Genomic DNA, 18863 nt, shown 5'->3' with positions numbered 1-18863 from the left:
TCAGAGGTCAGTTTTTCGCTTTTGCTACCTATCAGTATAAAAATTACTAATGGTCGTAGATATTCAGAAAGTATAGATAATTAGCTTTCGTTTAAATTAATGATAGCCTGCAAAGTTTGTTTAGCCATTTTTACGCCACCGATTGAATGACGCGCCCTATAAGGATAATAAGTTTGAGTGACTTTGATAACGTGAATAATTCAGACAATTTTGATGAGTTCTTCGAGAGTATTGGCTATCGTTTTGACGAGTCATTCGGCAGTGGTTGGGAGCGTATCGCCCAATCGGTTAAAGATATCTATAATAAGACGACGGACAAGTTCGAAGATGAGTTGTCATTGCCAGTGGCACAGACTTACGTTAATGATGCACTACAAAAATTCGTCACCGACAATGTAAAAGCCATTTTAGAGCTACGTGTCGAGATGCATGAGGATTGGTTTCGTTTGTACTGCACTGTCAATGCAGGCGGCATCTATGCCGAGGTGGCAAGTAACTTTAGCTTAGTTCACGTCCAACTCGATCGCAATGTGCAACGCTTTGTATTTGGTCAGCAAACTTATACCGATATATTGAATCTGCGCTGCGAATCTTTCGTGAAACGTCAAGGCGTCAAACTGGCGATTTGGTTTTATCATAGCGTCCTCAAAAAAGACCCTTTAGGCTTTATTCTGTCGTACGTCAATATTGCTCGCGCAAAAGACGAAGTGATTTATCTCGATATCCATCGTTGGTTAAAAAACAACAAGAAAATCATGAGTACCTTGCATAAGGTACAGATAAATTATGGCGAGCTAGAAGAAGAGCAAATGATTTTGAAGGCTCAAATCAACTATCGTGATTTACTGGCGGCCAGCAGTAACGAAGATATCATCGGTGATGATGATGATCCTGAATTGATGCAAGGCCCTATTAACCCTGTAGACGATGCGACTGAACCAAGCCAAGAGTAAGTCGCTAATGTTTCATCCCATAAGACAATGTTTTATCCCATAAAAAAACGCTGCAGCTTAGAGGTTATTGGCCTTATAAATGCAGCGTTTTTTTATTGGAGTCGTCAACTACCAGTAGTTCTCTACGGCAATATTACCCTCACCGCGGCGATTCATTACCAGTCCCAATGTCTTTAACGCCTCTTTGGTATCTTCTACCATGTCTGGGTTGCCACATAGCATGACATGCGTAGTATCAATATCTAATGCGATACCTGCGCGCTCTTGCAACGTACCCTCTAGTAGTAGCTTCGGCAGACGCTCTGACAATGCACCTTCGACAGGCTCACGAGTGACGGTTGGGATAAAGATAAGCTTTGCTGGATTATCAACCAGTGTACCGAAGTCTTCTTGTAGGCTTTCGATTTTCTCAACGTAAGCAAGTTCATCGAGCGAACGTGCGCTATAAGCCAATACGATGTGCTCGTAATCTTCCCATGTCTTTAAATCTTGCAGCATTGACAAAAACGGTGCTAAACCAGTCCCTGTTGCTAGCAGCCATAAGTCTTTGGGCAATGGTTTTTGGTAACGTGCTAACGTCAAAAATCCAAATGGCATCGTATTAAGTAGCAGTTCATCACCCACTTGTAAGTGCTGCAATTGCGACGTAAATGCACCATCAGGAATCACGATAGAGAAAAACTCTATCACCTCATCAAAGGGCGAAGAGACAATCGAATACGCGCGAAAGACATCTTCATTCAATGCGCTATCAGCAGTTTCATCACTTGCATCAGTCTGCTGGTAATATTTTAATTGACTGGGATTGACGCCTAAACGTACAAACTGCCCCGCTGTAAACTTAAAACTATCGGGACGGCTGACGGTAAAGCTAAATAAGTTCGGCGTCCATGTAGTTTTACTGAGCACCGTTACTGTTTGAATATTATCACTCATAACTGTTCATCACTCATATTTTATTAAATGGTATTTTTATAAGATAAGTTTGCCAAAGACAAAAATTAAGCAAAAAAGATGCGCCAAGCTTATCATAAAGCGGGCGCATCTTGGTTTTTTAACCGTAACAACAGATAAGCAACAAATGGCTTATCTTATCGCATAAATCATTGAATCTACCAAATACGAGCCAAGCTTGCCCATTCGATCATACTATTTGGCAAAATACCAAAGAACAGGATAATGGCCGTCACCGCAATAACCATAATACCGCCGGTACGAATACCCCATTGTCCAGACACATCAAACTCGATGAACTGCTTAGGACGCTTGAACAGTGTGAGTAACACGCGCAAGTAGTAGAATAGACCAATGGCACTACCTAGGATAATCATCGCCGCTAAGAACCAGTTGGTACCTTGTACAGCAGCCAATATCGCAAATAGCTTGGTGATAAAGCCGGCGGTCAATGGAATACCAGCCAGTGATAACATCATGATAGTCATCACAGCGGTCAATAATGGACGACGCCAGAATAGCCCTTGATAATGCGTCAACTCATCAGCTTCACCAGATAAGCGATACGGACTCGACATCAACGTCACTACACCAAAGGCACCGATAGAGGTAAAGGCATAAACCGCCATATACATACTAGAGATACTATCAGCGGCCGAGCCAATGCTGACAATCACGATCATCACGTATCCCATATGAGCAATAGATGAGTAACCGAGTAGACGCTTGAGGCTAGTTTGACGTACTGCCAATAAGTTACCTACCAAGATAGATAATGTTGCCATGACCATTAATAGCATTTGCACTGATGGCAATGCCAGCAAAGCAGTATCGATTAAGAAACGCACGGCTAGTGCCATCATCGCCACTTTTGATACTGATGCTAAAAAGGTAGCGATAGGCGCTGGTGCACCTTCATAAACATCTGGCGTCCACATATGGAAAGGAGCAGCCGAGAGTTTAAAGGCGATACCAAACATCATCATTGCCGCGCCCAATATCAGTAGTGGCGACTCAAAGATATTGCCTAGCACCATGCTGATTGGCTTAAATGCTAGCGAGCCTACTTCTGCATAGATAAAGGCCATACCCATCAGCAACGTCGCTGATGCAGTCGCCGACAATACCAAATACTTCAATCCCGACTCAAGTGACTGGTTGCGCATATAAGTATAAGCAAGCAAACCATATAGCGGTACTGATAGCATCTCTAGGCTCATAAAGAATGACGCCATATGCTGCGCGCTTACCATGAGTAATGCACCAATGGTCGATAGCAGCATGAGCAAGTACAGCTCTTCTTTATTGTCTTTTAGGTTAGCTAAATACGCATAAGACAGCGTACAACAAGCCAAGGCACAGATAAAAATCACCACCATATTAAACTGAGCAAAGTTATCAATAACAAATAACTGCTCAGCGTTTGGCGCGATAGATCCGCTTTCAATCACACCGATCATCTGACCGATAAGGGTGAATAGACCAATGTTTAAGCCTGCCACCGTAATCGTACCAGTGACCATGTGCGAGCGTTTAAAGGTAATCGCGATCATAACCGTCAGTACCGTAATCACTACGGCGATAATCGGCGCGTAAGGCAACAATCCTATCAAATCATTCATCGTAATATCATTCATGACTTAACGTGCCTCCATTACATCAAGCAGCTGCGACGCATCTACCTGTGTCACTTGACTGTATATATATGCGTTATTGATCCACTGCATTGCGTGACTTGAGGTATCAAGGAACGGCTGTGGGTACAGTCCGAGCCATACCAAACCAGCGGCTAACATCAGTAGTAATGACAGCTCGCGCTTGCCCAAATCTTTTAATTTGCGTGCCGGTAAGCCATGTGACTTAGTCTCTCGCTCTGCCAATGCGGCGATATTGTTTTCACCAAATAGTGCGCGATGAATCAAAATGAGCGAGTATAGTCCTGCGAGTACCAAGCTAAATGTCGCAAATACCACAAACACGGGATACTGAGCAAATGAGCCGAATAGAATCATGAACTCGCCAATGAAGTTACCTGTACCTGGAATGCCAAGCAACGCTGCACAGAAGAACATCAAGATCGGTGCGTAGTAACGGAACTGTCCCCACATACCACCCATCAAGGTCAAATCACGTGTATGCAGACGCTCATATAGCTGCCCTGCCATGATAAATAGTGCGGCTGAGCTAAGCCCGTGCGCAAGCATCTGAATCATCAGACCTTGCAGGCTGAGTAACGTTCCAGCATAGATTGCTAATACCACAAAGCCCATGTGCGAGATACTGGTATACGCTAGCAAACGCTTCATGTCGGTCTGCATAAACGCGAGCCAAGCACCGTAGAAGATACCAATCGTCCCTAAGGTTATCGCAATCGGTGCAAACTCTTGTGACGCTACTGGAAATAGCGGCAACACAAAACGAATCAAACCATAGGCGGCAGTCTTAATTAGAACCCCAGCCAAATCCACCGAACCTGCTGTTGGCGCTTGAGCGTGCGCATCAGGCAACCAGCCATGAAAAGGTACAATCGGCAACTTCACCGCAAAACCGATAAAGAAGCACAGCATAATGGGATATTCCCAGCCGCCAAGTGACGTACCGAGCAAGTCATTATAATTAAAGCTGACCACCCCAGTTTGCGCATAGCTGATAATGACCAATACCAAAATACCGATGAGCATGATAAGCCCAGACGCTTGGGTATAGATAAAGAATTTGGTTGCAGCGTATTCTTTGGTTTTGCCAACCACATCATGACCCCAAATTGCGATCAAGAAGTAGATAGGGACCAGCATCATCTCCCAGAAGAAGAAGAATAAGAATAGGTCAATGGCTAAGAAAACACCGATGACGCCGCCCAAACTCCATAGCAAGTTTAGGTGGAAAAAGCCAACGCGGCGCTGAATCTCATTCCACGAACAAGCAACGGCTGCCACACCAAGCAACCCTGTTAGGGCCACCATCATCAGTGACAAACCATCTAGTGCTAAGTGAAAGCTAATACCAAAACTTGGTATCCACGGCACACTAAATTCTGCTACCCAAGGCACTGCAGCATCTGGCGCAATGACCTGCTGGCTCATACCGCTAAAATCACCTTGCTGCCAAAGTACTAATGACAACGCAAAGGTCAACATCATACCGATTAAGGCAATCCAGCGCGGCAGACGTTTATTAAATCGCTCTACCAACCAGCATAGCAATCCTGCAATAAAAGGAATTGCGATTAATGCTGGTAGCATCCACGTTTGTTGTAACTCAATCATCTTTACACCACCGTCATCATTACCAGCACCAGCAATACAGCCATACCCAAGCCAAAGCTTGTGGCATAACCTCGAAGAGACCCTGTTTGCGTCGCAGACAATACTTTATTACCAGCTGAGGCCAGCTTAGGTAACAGCAACCACGTTTTATCGATAGGGTCGGCTTTTAATAAGCGGCCGATGAATAAAAAGGGTTTTACGAAAATCACATCATATAGCGCGTCGAAGCCTAGGCCATGGTAGCACCAGTGATATAGCGCCCCACCAATACGTGAGCGCTTAAAGCTAGTAAGCAAGCGACCTTTGTTGACGACATACAATAGTGCGGCCAATATCAAACCTGCTGCCATGGCACCCATCGCGATATACTCTGCGGTATGTTTAGCATGCGCTTGACCAGCAACTTCTAATAGATGGCCAACGCTCTCTGGCAATACACCATCTAATGGCGGTGTAATCCAAGCACCAACTGCTGTAGATAGCACTAGCAACACGGTTAAAGGCAACCAATACGACACACCTGATAGCTTATGAGCATGGGTTTTCTCTTCACCAAAGAAGATAATCCAAATCATACGGAACGTATAAATGGCCGTTAAGAACGCACCAAATACACCCATATAGAATAATACTAGATGACCTGTAGCATAGGTTTCCCAAAGAATTGCTTCTTTAGAATAAAAACCAACGGTAACCCAAGGTATGGCAGCGAGCGCACCACCACCGACGATATAACACCAAAATACCAATGGTATCTTTTTACGTAGACCACCCATTTTAAAGATATCTTGCTCGTGATGTACCGCAAGGATGACCGCACCTGATGATAAGAACAGCAATGCTTTAAAGAAGGCGTGCGTCATCAAGTGGAAGATTGCCCCTTGCCACGCGCCCACGCCAAGCGCTAAGAACATATAGCCAATCTGACTCATGGTTGAGTACGCAAGGATACGTTTGATGTCCGTTTGTGCAAGCGCACAGAATCCAGCAACAACCAACGTCAATGCCCCTACGCCGCCAACCCAATACAATAAGATACCTGGGGTCAACTCAAACAATGGATGTAGACGAGCAATCAAATAAACACCTGCCGTCACCATTGTTGCCGCGTGAATCAATGCCGATACGGGTGTTGGACCTGCCATCGCATCAGCAAGCCATGTATGTAGTGGCAACTGCGCTGACTTACCCATCGCGCCGCCGACCAACATCATGGTGGTAAGCATCATCGTTGGATTATTAATATCAAACACTTCTGGCGCGCGCGTAATAATTTCTTGAATATTGAGCGTGCCGAATTCGCGGAATAATAGAAACAAACCAAAGGCTAAGAATACATCACCGACACGCGTGACGGTAAAGGCTTTCATCGCAGCACGGCCGTTGGCTCTGTCATGGTAATAATAACCAATCAATAGGTACGAACAGATACCCACGCCTTCCCAACCGAGATATAGCAAGAACAGATCATCTGCGAGTACCAGTAACAACATACTGGCCACGAACAAGTTCATATAGCTAAAGAAACGAGCAAAGCCAGTGTCGCCTTTCATATACCAAGAGGCAAACAGATGAATCAAAAAGCCAATCCCAGTGATAACACCTGTCATAGTCAATGCAAGACCATCAAAGCTCAAACCGAAATGTGGCGCAAAATCGCCAACTTGGAACCATGTCCATAGCGGAACGTCAATTACCGTTCCAGCTGGATTGGTGGTCAAAAAGGTATAGCTAACCACTAGCGTACATAATGCTGATAACAGCATGCTACCCACGCCAACAATCGCTGCGACCGTCTCTGATAATTTGTCGCGCATAAAGGCTAAAATCAAAAAGCCAATGAGCGGGAATATAAAGGTTAATGGTAATAAACTCATGACATCATCCTTTCATCTCATTGGCGCTATCGACATCGAGATGCCCACGCTGATGATAAAAACGCAATAATATTGCCAGACCAATTGACGCTTCAGCCGCAGCCAAGGTCAAAATAAAGATAAACATAATCTGTCCGTCTGGATCGACCCAGCGACTACCTGCTACTACAAATGCCAATGCTGCCGCATTCATCATGATCTCAAGACTCATTAGCATAAATAGGAAGTTACGTCGTACCATGACACCGCACAGACCGATGGCAAATAAAATACCTGCCAAAATCAGTCCATGGCTCATGGGTATCATACCCAGTACATTTTGCGCCTCAGCAACTGGCTGTACTAAGCCTGCCACCTCATGGGCAAACGGCACGTTTGACACATCTTGTGCCACGCTTGCTGCTAGTACCATTAGTCTGACTCCTTGCGCGTAACTTTGTTCGCACCTACTTGACTACCTGCTTTCGTGCCAACCTTCATACCTACATAGTCATGCGGGTCAACATCTTTATATTCATAAGGCTTAGCCATTTCTACGCCGTCATGCTGTGTAAGCGTACTATCATTGTCGTATTGTTTGATACTACCTACACTTGGCTTAAAGTTTTGGCTATCGTTACCGATGACCTCATCGTCGACTGTCTCTTTACCTAAATGATAAGCGGCGACCAAGGCTGCCAATAATAGCAATGCTGCTACTTCAACCAACATAATGTATTTGGTAAATAGCACCGTACCGACTGCTTTGGCAGAGATAGTCGTACCACCCATCATGACAGCTTCATCATGATTGAGACCAATCATCGCATAGAGCACAACGGCAATGATTATCGTCAATCCTGTTGGTATTGCCCAAGTGCCTGCATCGAGCCAACGCTCTTCGCGCTCATCATTGCTCATGCCCAAATTAAGCATCATGATAACGAAAACAAATAGCACCATAATGGCACCAGCATAGACAACAATCTCTAATGCTCCTGCAAACGGCGCACCTAATACAAAAAATATCCCAGCAATTGCCAATAACGACACAATCATCGATAAGATAGCATGCACTGGATTGGCCTGAGTCACGACGCGCAAACTGGCAAATATCGCCACTGCTGCAAGTGAATAAAACCCAGCCAGTTCAGGATGGTTCAAAATATTCATCATGGTAGCAAGCTCCTTAGATCAATCGGTGCAGACTCATTTTGTGCTGCGCCTTTTGGTTTATCTGCTACCGCCATACCTGTCACACGATAATAATTATAATCAGGGTATTTACCTGGTCCTGAAATGAGCAAATGCTCTTTTTCATAGACCAAATCTTGGCGCTTATATTCACCCAGCTCAAAATCTGGGGTCATTTGAATCGCTGTCGTTGGACAGGCTTCTTCACACAATCCACAAAAGATACAGCGTGAGAAATTGATACGGAAAAACTCTGGATACCAGCGACCGTCTTCACGCTCGGCTTTTTGTAATGAGATACACCCTACCGGACATGCCACCGCACACAAGTTACAAGCGACACAGCGCTCGTCTCCATCAGGATCACGCGTTAGGACAATACGTCCACGAAAACGCGGCGGTACAGGTACCGGCTCTTCAGGATAAAGGATGGTATCACGCGGTCTGAGCGCATGACTATTGACCATCCACATGCTGCGGACAATGGTAAATATACCAATGACGGTCTTTTTTATGGTAGTAAACATGGGATTATTATCCTTATCAGCTTTACCCTAGTTCATCAGTGATGGCTAGTAATGACTATAACGTTGGGGAAAAGATCAAAATGACCGCAGCAGTAATCAACAAATTGATCAAGGTTACGGGCAGACATACTTTCCAGCCAAAGTTCATCACCTGATCATAACGCGGACGCATGAGTGAGCCTCGAGCCAAAACAAACATTGTCATAAAGAACAGCGTTTTAATCATGAACCAAAAAGCTGGTGGAATAAATGGAACATCTAAATTGAACGGCGCAAGCCAACCGCCAAAGAACAAGCAAGTCATCAATGCAGAAATCAAGACAACGTTGACATACTCACCAATAAAGAACATACCAAACTTCATGCCAGAATATTCGACATGATAACCTTCAGCCAGTTCTTGCTCTGCTTCTGGTTGGTCAAATGGATGTCTGTGAGTGACGGCTACACCAGCCACCACAAAGGTCAAAAAGCCAAAAAACTGCGGGATGATATACCAGCCATCCGCTTGTGCTTCGACAATGGCACGTAAGTTAAATGAACCTGTTAGCGCAACAACGCCCATCAACGACAAACCCAAAAACACTTCGTAACTGATTGTCTGTGCAGCAGAGCGCAAACCACCAAGTAGCGAGAACTTATTGGCAGATGCCCAACCACCGAACATCACGGCGTAAACAGCAATACCAGCCATGGCAAAGAAAAACAGAATACCAATATCCCAATCAACCACGCCAAGCGTTGGCGAGATAGGAATAATGGCAAATGAAGCTAAGGCAGTAAACATTGCGACTGCAGGTGCCAACGTGAACATAAACTTATCGGTAAAGTTCGGTGTCCAATCTTCCTTAAAGAAGATTTTGAGCATATCGGCGACTAACTGCAACGAACCAAAAGGCCCAACACGGTTTGGACCATAACGATCTTGCCATAAGGCCAACATACGGCGCTCATAGATAATCATCATCGCGGCAACCAATACCACGACTAAAAAGATAACTAGTGATTGACCCACCAAAAACAGAATAGACCAAGTATCAAAACTCATGCTATTGGCCAAAAAGCTTGGCACATCAGGGATAATACGGGTAACTTGCATATTACACCTCCTGTGTGGTGGTCGGCGCTGCGTTTATTTGCGCAGTATCGTTATTATTCATCATGTCGTTAGCCATGCTACCCATCATCGTTACTGGTGCATCCACTTTACGTACCGATGCTGGCATTGATGGGTGAATAATACTCACCTGCCCAACGGGGTAACCGATACAGCCTTCTGCCAAATAACCGACCAGCTGTACTGGCAAGGTGATTTGTTGCTTATCGATTTCTATCGCCAAGTAATCACCAGCAGCAATATTCCAGTCTTTGGCATCATCTATACCGATACGCCATGCAGCAACAGGTAGTTGCTCTGCGACGATTGGGCTACGTGATGCCATCATTGAGCTGGCATAGATATTATGAATCGGTACCAGTTTCGCTTGACCTTGCTGCAAGTCAGTTGTATTCGAAGACATCGCTTCTGGCGCCACATATTGACGAGTAGCTAGGCGCTCTAGCTGATCGAACAAACGCACACCTGGATCACCATTTTTCAGATGACCGCCGACTTTGTCTTGGTATTTGTTCCATGCTTGCGGTGAGTTCCAACCTGCCGCATTGGCAAAAGGAATCATCGAGCTTGGCGTTTCTTTACCGCTATAACCTTCCATTGAGAAAGTTAGACCAGTGTCCAAATCTTTTGGCTGCATTGGCTCGTGCACTGAGATTGGCGCACGCATAGCAGTACGACCTGAATAACGACGCGGTTGACGCGCGATTTTCAGACCCGTTATACGGTAATCAGCATCAGGCGCAGCGCCTTTGATACCTGCAAGTTTAGGATGGGTGGCAATCAATGCATTGATAACATCATCTAGCTGCGTCCAATCGACATCACGACCTTCGATGCTGCTATGCACAGCATGTATCCAGCGCCAGCCTTCTTTGATGCTGCTCATCGGATGGTAGTATTCGTTATCATAAACTTGGAAGAAGCGCTGAGCACGACCTTCAGCAGAGATCAGCGTACCATCTGCTTCAGCGAAACTGGCGGCAGGTAAGACGATGTCGACGTCTTTATGCCAATCAAGCAGTTGATGATCCAGTGCAATGACGGTCTTGTCTGCCAATAGTTGTGTTAGCTTATTGGCGTCGATGGCATCAGTCAGCTGATTTTCAGCGACGATAACCACATCAAAGTCAGTGGCTAATACTTCTTCAACTGACTGACCACCAAGCATACAGACACCCATGCTGTTGGCATCAGGCACCGTTAAGTAAATACCTGCTTGTGCATGATATTTTTTATTGACTTCTTTTAGCTCAAGTTTTTCCGCAGGCTCGCGCTCAACGTCATCTTGTGCTTCTGTATTCACGCCCGTTTCAGGTTTGTTTGGCTTAGCAGATAAATCTTGGTCTTCTTCAGGCTGGTCATTAGCCGCTTTTGCTTGCGCTGCCTGTACCTTGGCATTATGTGCCTCAACCTGCTGTTGCTCAGTCGCTTTAATTACTGCGCGTTTTTGGGTCAATGCTTGGGTAATCTGTGCCGCCGCTTCTATCAATGCGGTAGACGATAAGCTACTGCCCGAGACAACTAACGGCTTATCAGCTTGAATCAAGTCATAAGCGATTTGCTGCGCCAGTGCTTGCATACCGTCAGTTTCAGTACTTGCATCAGTATCTTGTTCAGCTGTTTGTGGATCTGCTATGTCTGCTAAATCATCAGCGAAATTAGCGATTTCATCAGCAACCTTGAAGCCAAGTTTAGTGATGTCTTCAGGAGTTGCCACTACGCTCACTTTACTGATATCTTCTAGCTTAGTTTGCGTTACATCGATGACATAGACTGGGCTTAGCGCATCTTGAGCGATACGCTTAACTGGTTCAGCAAGCCAAGGTTGCGTTTGCAGCGCCGCTGCCATTTTCAAGCCTTCATTTTTTGCGGCTTGACGTACTGACAGCGCAACACGTGATGAAGTTTGCGTGATGTCTTCACCTAATACGAGCACTGCATCATGCGTTTCGATATCGGTCATGCTAGGGTTATAAATGCCTTCAGTGCTAAGCACTTCGATGCATTTATTGACCAGTGCTTGCTGCTGATGATTCAGACCTGTTGAAAAGTTATCAAAGCCAACGAGATTTTTTAGCGCAAAGTTGGTCTCTAAACTGGCACGCGGTGAGCCAATCCCGATGACTTTTTTATCTTTGATACGTTTGATGGTTTCATCAAGTGCGTAGTCAATATTGATTTTGACATGCTTATCATTGATACGTTCAAGCGCTTGCGTTGGACGATCATCACGATTGACATAGCCATAACCAAAGCGGCCACGGTCACATAAGAAATAGCGGTTTACTTCGCCGTTATAACGGTTTTCGATACGGCGCAATTCACCATAACGCTCGCCCGGTGAAATATTACAACCAGCTGAGCAACCATGACAGATGCTTGGCGCATACTGCATGTCCCATTTACGGTTGTAGCGCTCAGAGTGAGTTTTGTCGGTAAATACACCTGTTGGGCATACTTCGGTTAAATTGCCTGAAAATTCACTTTCGAACTGACCATCTTTATCACGGCCAAAGTAAACGCGGTTGTTTGAGCCATAAACGCCTAAATCTTCGCCACCCGCGTAGTCTTTATAAAAACGTACACAACGATAGCAAGCGATACAACGGTTCATTTCATGCGCGATGAACGGGCCAAGCTCTTGGTTATGATGTGTGCGTTTGGTAAAGCGATAGCGACGACGGCTGTGACCTGACATATACGTCATGTCCTGCAAATGACAATGCCCACCTTCTTCACAGGTTGGACAGTCATGTGGATGGTTGGTCATGAGTAGCTCAACCATCGACTTGCGGAATGCTTTGGCTTCATCGTCAGTGACCGAGATGTACATATCATCGCCAGGAGCGACCATACAAGACATCACAAGGCGACCGCGACCCGCTTCCATATCTTCTTTATTTTGGAATTGTTTGACCGCGCACTGACGGCACGAGCCTACTGAGCCAAGGGCTGGATGATAACAAAAATACGGCACATCAATGCCGAGTGATAAGCAGGCTTGTAGTAAGTTGTCGCTGCTATCTACTTCGACAGTGGTTCCATCAATATGTATGACTGCCATGCCGCTCTCCTTATTTCACTACTGGCTGTTGGTTGGCTGCAGCATCAATAACATCGACACCAACCGCCTGCGCGATTTTTTGATCAAACTCTGGACGGAAATATTTAATCGCACTCATTAGTGGTTCCATCGCACCTGGCGCATGCGCACAGAATGTTTTACCAATCCATAAGTCACGCGTCAGGCCTTCTAGTTTTTCTACATCGCCCACTTGCCCTTCACCATCATTGATAGCGGTAAGCAGTTTAACGCCCCACGGCAGACCATCACGGCATGGTGTACACCAACCACATGACTCACGCTGAAAGAAAATCTCAAGGTTGCGCAGTAATGGCACCATGTCTTGTGATTCATCAACAACCATAATCAGACCAGTACCCATACGGCTACCAGCGTTTTGAATGGTGTCAAAATCCACCACCACATCTAAATGTTCTGCGGTCAAAAAGTCAGTAGATGCACCGCCCGGTAGCCAAGCTTTGAGTGTTTTACCATCTTTCATACCACCCGCTAAATCTTCAATGATTTCGCGAGCTGTATAACCAAACGGTAATTCCCAAAGGCCTGGATCATTAACCAATCCTGAGCAGCCGAATAGTTTGGTGCCTGGCGTTTTACTTTTGCCTTTAATTTCCGACAACGACTGATACCACTCAACGCCATGATTCAAAATCGCTGGCATATTACACAGAGTTTCAACGTTATTAACAACGGTTGGACGACCCCATGCACCAGAGATTTGTGGAAACGGCGGCTTGGTACGTGGGTTAGCACGGCGGCCTTCTAGACAGTTAATTAGCGCTGTTTCTTCACCGCAGATATAACGTCCAGCGCCCGTATGCACATGCAGATTAAAACTAAAATCTGAGCCTAAAATATTGTCGCCCATGAGATTATTGGCCAAGCACTCTTCGATAGCAGCGACCAAACGCTCAGCAGCCAAGATATACTCACCGCGGATAAAGATATAACCGTCAGTGGCACCAATCGCATGAGCGGTGATTAGCATACCTTCGATAAGCTGAAACGGTAGACGCTCCATGAGCAGACGGTCTTTAAACGTGCCCGGCTCCATTTCATCAGCATTACAGATGAGATAACGCGGCAAACCGTCCGGCGGCGACATAAATGACCATTTAAGACCAGCGTTAAAACCTGCACCGCCGCGACCTCGAACATTGGCCGTTTTAATCATATTGCCAACGTCTTTAGGCGACTTAGATAACGCTTCTTTTAGACCTGTAAAGCCTTTTAGAGATTCATAAGTAGCTAAATCAAGCACCGCATCATGATGGGCTAAACGCCAAGTCAAAGGCTTGGTTTCGCTAGTGGCTGTCGCTTTATCACCATAGATTGGAACACGCTGTGCATTTAGCTGGCTTGGCGCTTGACCTTGACCGCGACGAGCAATTTGCTCTGAAATCGTTAAACTCATGCGTATAGCTCCAATAATTGCGCGACCTCAGATGGCTGGACAGGGCCGTAAGTGTCTTCATCAATCAGTACCGCTGGTCCCTTATCACAGTTGCCCAAGCAGCAAATTGGCAATAGGGTAAAACGTCCATCAGCAGTAGTCTGACCATACTCAATACCCAGCTGTGATCTAATCTCAGCTGACAGCGCCTCATAACCTGTCAAATAACAAGCCACAGAGTCACATATGAGAATCACATGGCGACCGACAGGTTGGCGATAAATACGGTTAAAGAAAGTCGCAACGCCGTCCATATCTGACATCGGGATATCTAGGATATTGGCAATGGCATTTGCTTGCGCATCATCGACCCAGCCGTTGCGCTTTTGCACGATTTTTAGTGCATCTAGCGAGGCGGCACGCGCCTGTGGGTAATGGTGCATAAACTCATGAATGGCAGCGATTTCATCACTGGTGAGAATGCTTTCCACATCTACTTTTGGCATTTTGTCGGAAACAATTTTCATAATCTTCTGTCTTTCCTCACTCATCCTGCTCTATCACAAGCCAACAACAGTCTGATTAAAACTATGGTTATATTGGCGAGTGACAGCATTTTGGTGTGCCATCAGGCAATAATATATTGATGAACAAATACTTTTGAAGCACGGCTCTAACGATCACAATCCGCCATCACAATATCGATCGATGCCAAATACATAATGGCATCAGAAACCAGCGAGCCATTAATAACCGATGGCATCTGCTGCAAATGCGCAAATGTCGGCGTACGAATACGGGTACGATAGCTCATCGTGGCCTTGTCTGAGGTAATGTAATAGCTGTTCAGACCTTTAGTCGCCTCGACGATCGTCGTACATTCGCCCGCTGGCATCACAGGACCCCAAGACACAGAGATAAAGTGGTTAATCAACGTCTCAATATCATTTAAGGTACGATCTTTTGGCGGCGGTACTGCTAGCGGATGATCAGCTTTGTATGGACCTTGTGGCATATTGTCCATGCACTGGCGGATGATACGCAATGACTGACGCATCTCTTCGACTTTGACCATACAGCGATCATACGCATCGCCGTTGTAGCCAACTGGCACTTCAAAATCGTAATTCTCATAGCCCATGTATGGACGCGCTTTACGCAGATCAAAGTCAACGCCCGTCGCACGCAGACCAGCGCCCGTCACGCCCCAAGCAAGTGCTTGCTTGGCATTATATTGAGCAACCCCTTGGGTACGGCCTTTGAGCACGCTGTTTTGTAATGCCGCTTTGACATATTCGTCCAAGCGTTTTGGCATCCAATCTAAGAACTCACGAACCAAACGCTGCCAGCCACGTGGCAGATCAGCAGCAGTACCGCCGATACGGAACCAAGCTGGATGCATACGATAGCCAGTCACGGCTTCGATGACGTCATAGGCTTTTTGGCGATCGGTAAACATATAGAATACAGGGGTCATACCGCCCGCATCCTGAATGAACGTACCGACGAATAGTAAGTTATTGGTAATACGGAAGAACTCACTCATCATCACGCGGATGGTTTCAGCACGTGGTGGAATGGTGATTCCAGCCAGCTTTTCGACCGACATGATGTACGGCAGTTCATTCATCACACCGCCAAGATAATCGATACGGTCGGTATAAGGAATAAATGAGTGCCATGTTTGACGCTCAGCCATTTTTTCTGCACCGCGATGGTGATAGCCGATATCAGGAATACAATCGACGACTTCTTCGCCATCGAGCTGTAGCACCAAACGGAACGCACCGTGAGCAGAGGGATGGTTAGGACCGATGTTCAAGAACATAAAGTCTTCATCACGACCTGAACGCTTCATGCCCCATTCTTCTGGAACAAAACGCAGGTTTTCTTGCTCGTATTGCTGCTTAGCGGTATTCAAGAAATACGGGGTAAATTCCGTCGCGCGTGCATGATACTCTTTACGCAGTGGATGACCTTCCCAGTATTTTGGCAATAAGATACGGGTCAAATGCGGATGACCTGTAAAGACAATACCGAACATGTCCCACACTTCGCGCTCATACCAGTTGGCATTTGGCCAAATATTGGTGGCGCTCGGTACATTGACATCGTCTTCGCTCAGCGCGACCTTGATACGTACATCGCTATTGCGCTCAAGCGACATTAGGTGATAAAACACCGTAAAGTCACTGTCAGGCAAACCCGCGCGATGCTGACGCAGACGCTCATCTATCGCTGACAAGTCAAATAGCATGACGTATGGCTGTGGCAATTTACGCAGGAATAAGAGAACATCGAGCAAATCCGCACGCGCAACCCAAACCGTTGGAATCTCATCCACAGTCTGCTGCACGACAAATTTACCAGCATACTTTTGCTCCAGCTCTGTGATGACTGCTGGGACGGGCTTGATCTTAGGATCTATGTTTTCGACTACCGTGACCATGAATGATGTATTCCTTCATTAATCATAACTGAACTATGTTAGTCATAACCGAACTATGTCAACCATAACTGAGCTATGTTAATCATAACCGAACTATGATAAGCGCATAAAATATTGAAACTGTTGCTATAAGTCTAAATGCTGTTTGAAACTTAAATACTATCTGGGCTGCGCAAGTTTTTGACAGCGATACGATCTGCCTGCTTACGGTCACGCTCAGGCGTCATTTGTGGCTGATAGATACCTTGCTCATTGACATGGATACCCAGCGGACGACGCTCTTTGGTGATAGATTCTTGCAATAACATCAAACCCTGAATAAGCGCTTCTGGACGCGGCGGACAACCTGGCACGTAGACATCAACAGGGATAATCTTATCGACGCCTTGTACGACAGAATAAATATCGTACATGCCGCCCGAGTTGGCACAGGCACCCATAGAGATAACCCATTTTGGCTCAAGCATTTGCTCATATAGGCGCTGAATAACAGGGGCCATTTTGACAAAACAAGTACCAGCGACGATCATGACGTCCGCCTGACGAGGCGAGGCACGAATAACCTCTGCCCCAAAACGTGACAAATCATGAACAGCGGTTAAGGTAGTAGCGTATTCAACATAACAGCAAGAAGTACCAAAGTTAAATGGCCAAAGTGAGTTCTTACGCCCCCAGTTTGCTGTTGAATGAACGAGGTCTTCGAGACGACCCATAAAGACGTTTTTATTCACTTCATCTTCGATAGGGTCGTTGACCGTTTGACTGGTCTGTGCAGGATAGGTATCTGCATCGGGGTTGGCTTTTGTTAATGTGTATTTCATAACATACAACCTTCATATTAGGCTTGGCGTGGCAATCATCTTGCTCGCGCTGTCACCATAACTTTATTATTAATAAGTGGCTAATCATCAGCGATCATTAATACAAACAGAACTGACGCCTTCATACATTGCTGCTCGTTTTTGCAAACGCTATAAGCTGAGCATCAACTGCTACTAACGTTCAGTTTTGTCCTGCTGAGCAGACGTCGCAAAATCCACAGAAGTAACGTTACCCGTGGTATTAATATGATCGATGTTTTGTAGATGACGACGATTGGTCTCAATATTGTTTGAGACATTGATTTGACCGGATGACTGCGCTGGCACTTTACCTGTCGGATCGACCATTAGCTCATGAGCACCATCAAACTTGGTGATGTCTGCCAAATTAAAGCCTGCAGGCGCCGCATACAAGCGTGCTTTTTGCGTAACTTATCAGCAGGTGCCCAGTTCATCGCACCCAAGCTCAGCTCATAAATCAAACCGATAATCAGAATAGTGATAAACGTGCCAGCGGCGGCAAAGCCAAGCCAGCCAGCCTCTCGTACCGACACAGCATAAGCGTAGAGATATAGCGCCTCTAAATCAAAAATCACAAAGAAGATTGCGACCAAATAGAATTTGGCAGACAAACGAATACGGGCGTTGCCAGCTCCGACAACACCCGCTTCAAATACTTCTTCCTTTTGTGAGCCTTGAGAGCGACCGCCAAGTAAGCGCGGTACGACCAGCATAAAGACAACTAGCCCAATAGCGGCTAAGATAAAAGCAATGGCTGACCAATTAAAAGCAGACATGATAATACGTGCTCCTCACCCAATCGAGTGTTAGACACAGCGCAAGCACTGACCCACTCAGGCCATGTTGCGACAGGTATAACGCAGACGAAAACACAAAGTGACTTTATTTAAGTAATTGTCACTGCACTTCAGTAACTGTCACTGTGTTTAAGTAACTGTCATTGAGTCACATGTTAGGTATTTTGCTGGTAACAACCAATTATCAAGCTTATTGACGACGATGTCAGACGTGACCAACTGTAGAGATTCCGGTATGCGCGCGGATAAAGGCTGGTCGCCCAACGCATCTTCTAACAACGTAAGATCAACGTATTAAATCAATATCATATCCGACTGCTTACTTAATTGATTTAATAGCTCATTACACGTGGTCAACAATGACGTGACAACTGGCATAAATTATTTACGTACTATACGCATATCAGTGCCTAAAAGCTAGTTTTTAACT

General features: G+C 45.7%; 14 protein-coding genes and 1 pseudogene. 1 reads left to right on the top strand and 14 read right to left on the bottom strand.

Annotated features, from left to right (window positions below):
• Positions 1 to 173 precede the first annotated feature (173 nt).
• Positions 174 to 953 carry a hypothetical protein gene (locus tag ACOBWA_RS03935; protein ID WP_224737876.1) on the top strand — a complete coding sequence of 260 codons (780 nt, stop codon included), beginning with the start codon at positions 174 to 176 and terminating at the stop codon, positions 951 to 953.
• 108 nt (positions 954 to 1061) lie between these two features.
• Here ACOBWA_RS03935 and ACOBWA_RS03930 read toward each other — a convergent pair whose 3' ends face one another.
• From ACOBWA_RS03930 to ndhC, 14 genes and pseudogenes are all read right to left on the bottom strand, one after another.
• A complete protein-coding gene (locus ACOBWA_RS03930; RefSeq protein WP_420230257.1) occupies positions 1062 to 1889 on the bottom strand; it encodes a ferredoxin--NADP reductase in 828 nt (275 codons plus the stop codon).
• Between the two features lie 176 nt (positions 1890 to 2065).
• Positions 2066 to 3544, bottom strand: coding sequence for an NADH-quinone oxidoreductase subunit N (locus ACOBWA_RS03925; RefSeq protein WP_201555948.1), 1479 nt, complete (start codon positions 3542 to 3544; stop codon positions 2066 to 2068).
• Between the two features lie 3 nt (positions 3545 to 3547).
• Positions 3548 to 5173, bottom strand: a complete 1626-nt coding sequence (gene nuoM, locus ACOBWA_RS03920; protein WP_420230256.1) for an NADH-quinone oxidoreductase subunit M — start codon at positions 5171 to 5173, stop codon at positions 3548 to 3550.
• A gap of 2 nt (positions 5174 to 5175) precedes the next feature.
• Positions 5176 to 7050, bottom strand: a complete 1875-nt coding sequence (nuoL, locus tag ACOBWA_RS03915; RefSeq protein WP_420230255.1) for an NADH-quinone oxidoreductase subunit L — start codon at positions 7048 to 7050, stop codon at positions 5176 to 5178.
• 4 nt (positions 7051 to 7054) lie between these two features.
• Positions 7055 to 7363: an NADH-quinone oxidoreductase subunit NuoK gene (gene nuoK, locus ACOBWA_RS03910; protein ID WP_025653102.1), complete on the bottom strand. Its 309-nt coding sequence runs from the start codon at positions 7361 to 7363 to the stop codon at positions 7055 to 7057.
• Between the two features lie 98 nt (positions 7364 to 7461).
• Complete coding sequence (nuoJ, locus tag ACOBWA_RS03905) at positions 7462 to 8205, bottom strand: NADH-quinone oxidoreductase subunit J (RefSeq protein WP_101206260.1); 744 nt, start codon at positions 8203 to 8205, stop codon at positions 7462 to 7464.
• Positions 8202 to 8750 carry an NADH-quinone oxidoreductase subunit NuoI gene (gene nuoI, locus ACOBWA_RS03900; RefSeq protein ID WP_010198902.1) on the bottom strand — a complete coding sequence of 183 codons (549 nt, stop codon included), beginning with the start codon at positions 8748 to 8750 and terminating at the stop codon, positions 8202 to 8204. The genes nuoJ and nuoI overlap by 4 nt, the downstream gene beginning before the upstream one ends.
• 55 nt (positions 8751 to 8805) lie before the next feature.
• The gene (gene nuoH / locus ACOBWA_RS03895) at positions 8806 to 9798 is read right to left on the bottom strand and encodes an NADH-quinone oxidoreductase subunit NuoH (protein ID WP_420230712.1); all 993 of its coding nucleotides are present in this window, start codon (positions 9796 to 9798) and stop codon (positions 8806 to 8808) included.
• Between the two features lie 52 nt (positions 9799 to 9850).
• On the bottom strand, positions 9851 to 12931 hold the full coding sequence (gene nuoG / locus ACOBWA_RS03890) for an NADH-quinone oxidoreductase subunit NuoG (protein WP_420230254.1): 3081 nt from the start codon (positions 12929 to 12931) through the stop codon (positions 9851 to 9853).
• Between the two features lie 10 nt (positions 12932 to 12941).
• Positions 12942 to 14366, bottom strand: coding sequence for an NADH-quinone oxidoreductase subunit NuoF (nuoF, locus tag ACOBWA_RS03885; protein WP_420230253.1), 1425 nt, complete (start codon positions 14364 to 14366; stop codon positions 12942 to 12944).
• Positions 14363 to 14872: an NADH-quinone oxidoreductase subunit NuoE gene (nuoE, locus tag ACOBWA_RS03880; RefSeq protein ID WP_057758927.1), complete on the bottom strand. Its 510-nt coding sequence runs from the start codon at positions 14870 to 14872 to the stop codon at positions 14363 to 14365. The genes nuoF and nuoE overlap by 4 nt, the downstream gene beginning before the upstream one ends.
• 146 nt (positions 14873 to 15018) lie before the next feature.
• Positions 15019 to 16794 carry an NADH-quinone oxidoreductase subunit C/D gene (nuoC, locus tag ACOBWA_RS03875; RefSeq protein ID WP_420230252.1) on the bottom strand — a complete coding sequence of 592 codons (1776 nt, stop codon included), beginning with the start codon at positions 16792 to 16794 and terminating at the stop codon, positions 15019 to 15021.
• A gap of 152 nt (positions 16795 to 16946) precedes the next feature.
• Positions 16947 to 17615: a NuoB/complex I 20 kDa subunit family protein gene (locus ACOBWA_RS03870; RefSeq protein WP_101206265.1), complete on the bottom strand. Its 669-nt coding sequence runs from the start codon at positions 17613 to 17615 to the stop codon at positions 16947 to 16949.
• 174 nt (positions 17616 to 17789) lie between these two features.
• Positions 17790 to 18412: pseudogene (ndhC, locus tag ACOBWA_RS03865) on the bottom strand (NADH-quinone oxidoreductase subunit A).
• Between the last annotated feature and the right edge of the window lie 451 nt (positions 18413 to 18863).

The organism is Psychrobacter sp. ER1 (genome assembly GCF_048631835.1).
In the GTDB taxonomy this organism is placed as follows: Bacteria; Pseudomonadota; Gammaproteobacteria; order Pseudomonadales; family Moraxellaceae; genus Psychrobacter.
The sequence above is the reverse complement of the archived record's forward strand: the minus strand, read 5'-3'. Positions and strand labels throughout refer to the sequence as shown.

What these genes read in the sequence shown, in the direction of transcription:
- nuoL (WP_420230255.1), bottom strand. Translation starts at nt 7,050, where the DNA reads ATGAGTTTATTACCATTAACCTTTATATTCCCGCTCATTGGCTTTTTG.
- ACOBWA_RS03925 (WP_201555948.1), bottom strand. Translation starts at nt 3,544, where the DNA reads ATGAATGATATTACGATGAATGATTTGATAGGATTGTTGCCTTACGCG.
- nuoM (WP_420230256.1), bottom strand. Translation starts at nt 5,173, where the DNA reads ATGATTGAGTTACAACAAACGTGGATGCTACCAGCATTAATCGCAATT.
- ACOBWA_RS03870 (WP_101206265.1), bottom strand. Translation starts at nt 17,615, where the DNA reads ATGAAATACACATTAACAAAAGCCAACCCCGATGCAGATACCTATCCT.
- nuoE (WP_057758927.1), bottom strand. Translation starts at nt 14,872, where the DNA reads ATGAAAATTGTTTCCGACAAAATGCCAAAAGTAGATGTGGAAAGCATT.
- nuoJ (WP_101206260.1), bottom strand. Translation starts at nt 8,205, where the DNA reads ATGATGAATATTTTGAACCATCCTGAACTGGCTGGGTTTTATTCACTT.
- ACOBWA_RS03930 (WP_420230257.1), bottom strand. Translation starts at nt 1,889, where the DNA reads ATGAGTGATAATATTCAAACAGTAACGGTGCTCAGTAAAACTACATGG.
- nuoG (WP_420230254.1), bottom strand. Translation starts at nt 12,931, where the DNA reads ATGGCAGTCATACATATTGATGGAACCACTGTCGAAGTAGATAGCAGC.
- nuoF (WP_420230253.1), bottom strand. Translation starts at nt 14,366, where the DNA reads ATGAGTTTAACGATTTCAGAGCAAATTGCTCGTCGCGGTCAAGGTCAA.
- nuoC (WP_420230252.1), bottom strand. Translation starts at nt 16,794, where the DNA reads ATGGTCACGGTAGTCGAAAACATAGATCCTAAGATCAAGCCCGTCCCA.
- nuoI (WP_010198902.1), bottom strand. Translation starts at nt 8,750, where the DNA reads ATGTTTACTACCATAAAAAAGACCGTCATTGGTATATTTACCATTGTC.
- nuoH (WP_420230712.1), bottom strand. Translation starts at nt 9,798, where the DNA reads ATGAGTTTTGATACTTGGTCTATTCTGTTTTTGGTGGGTCAATCACTA.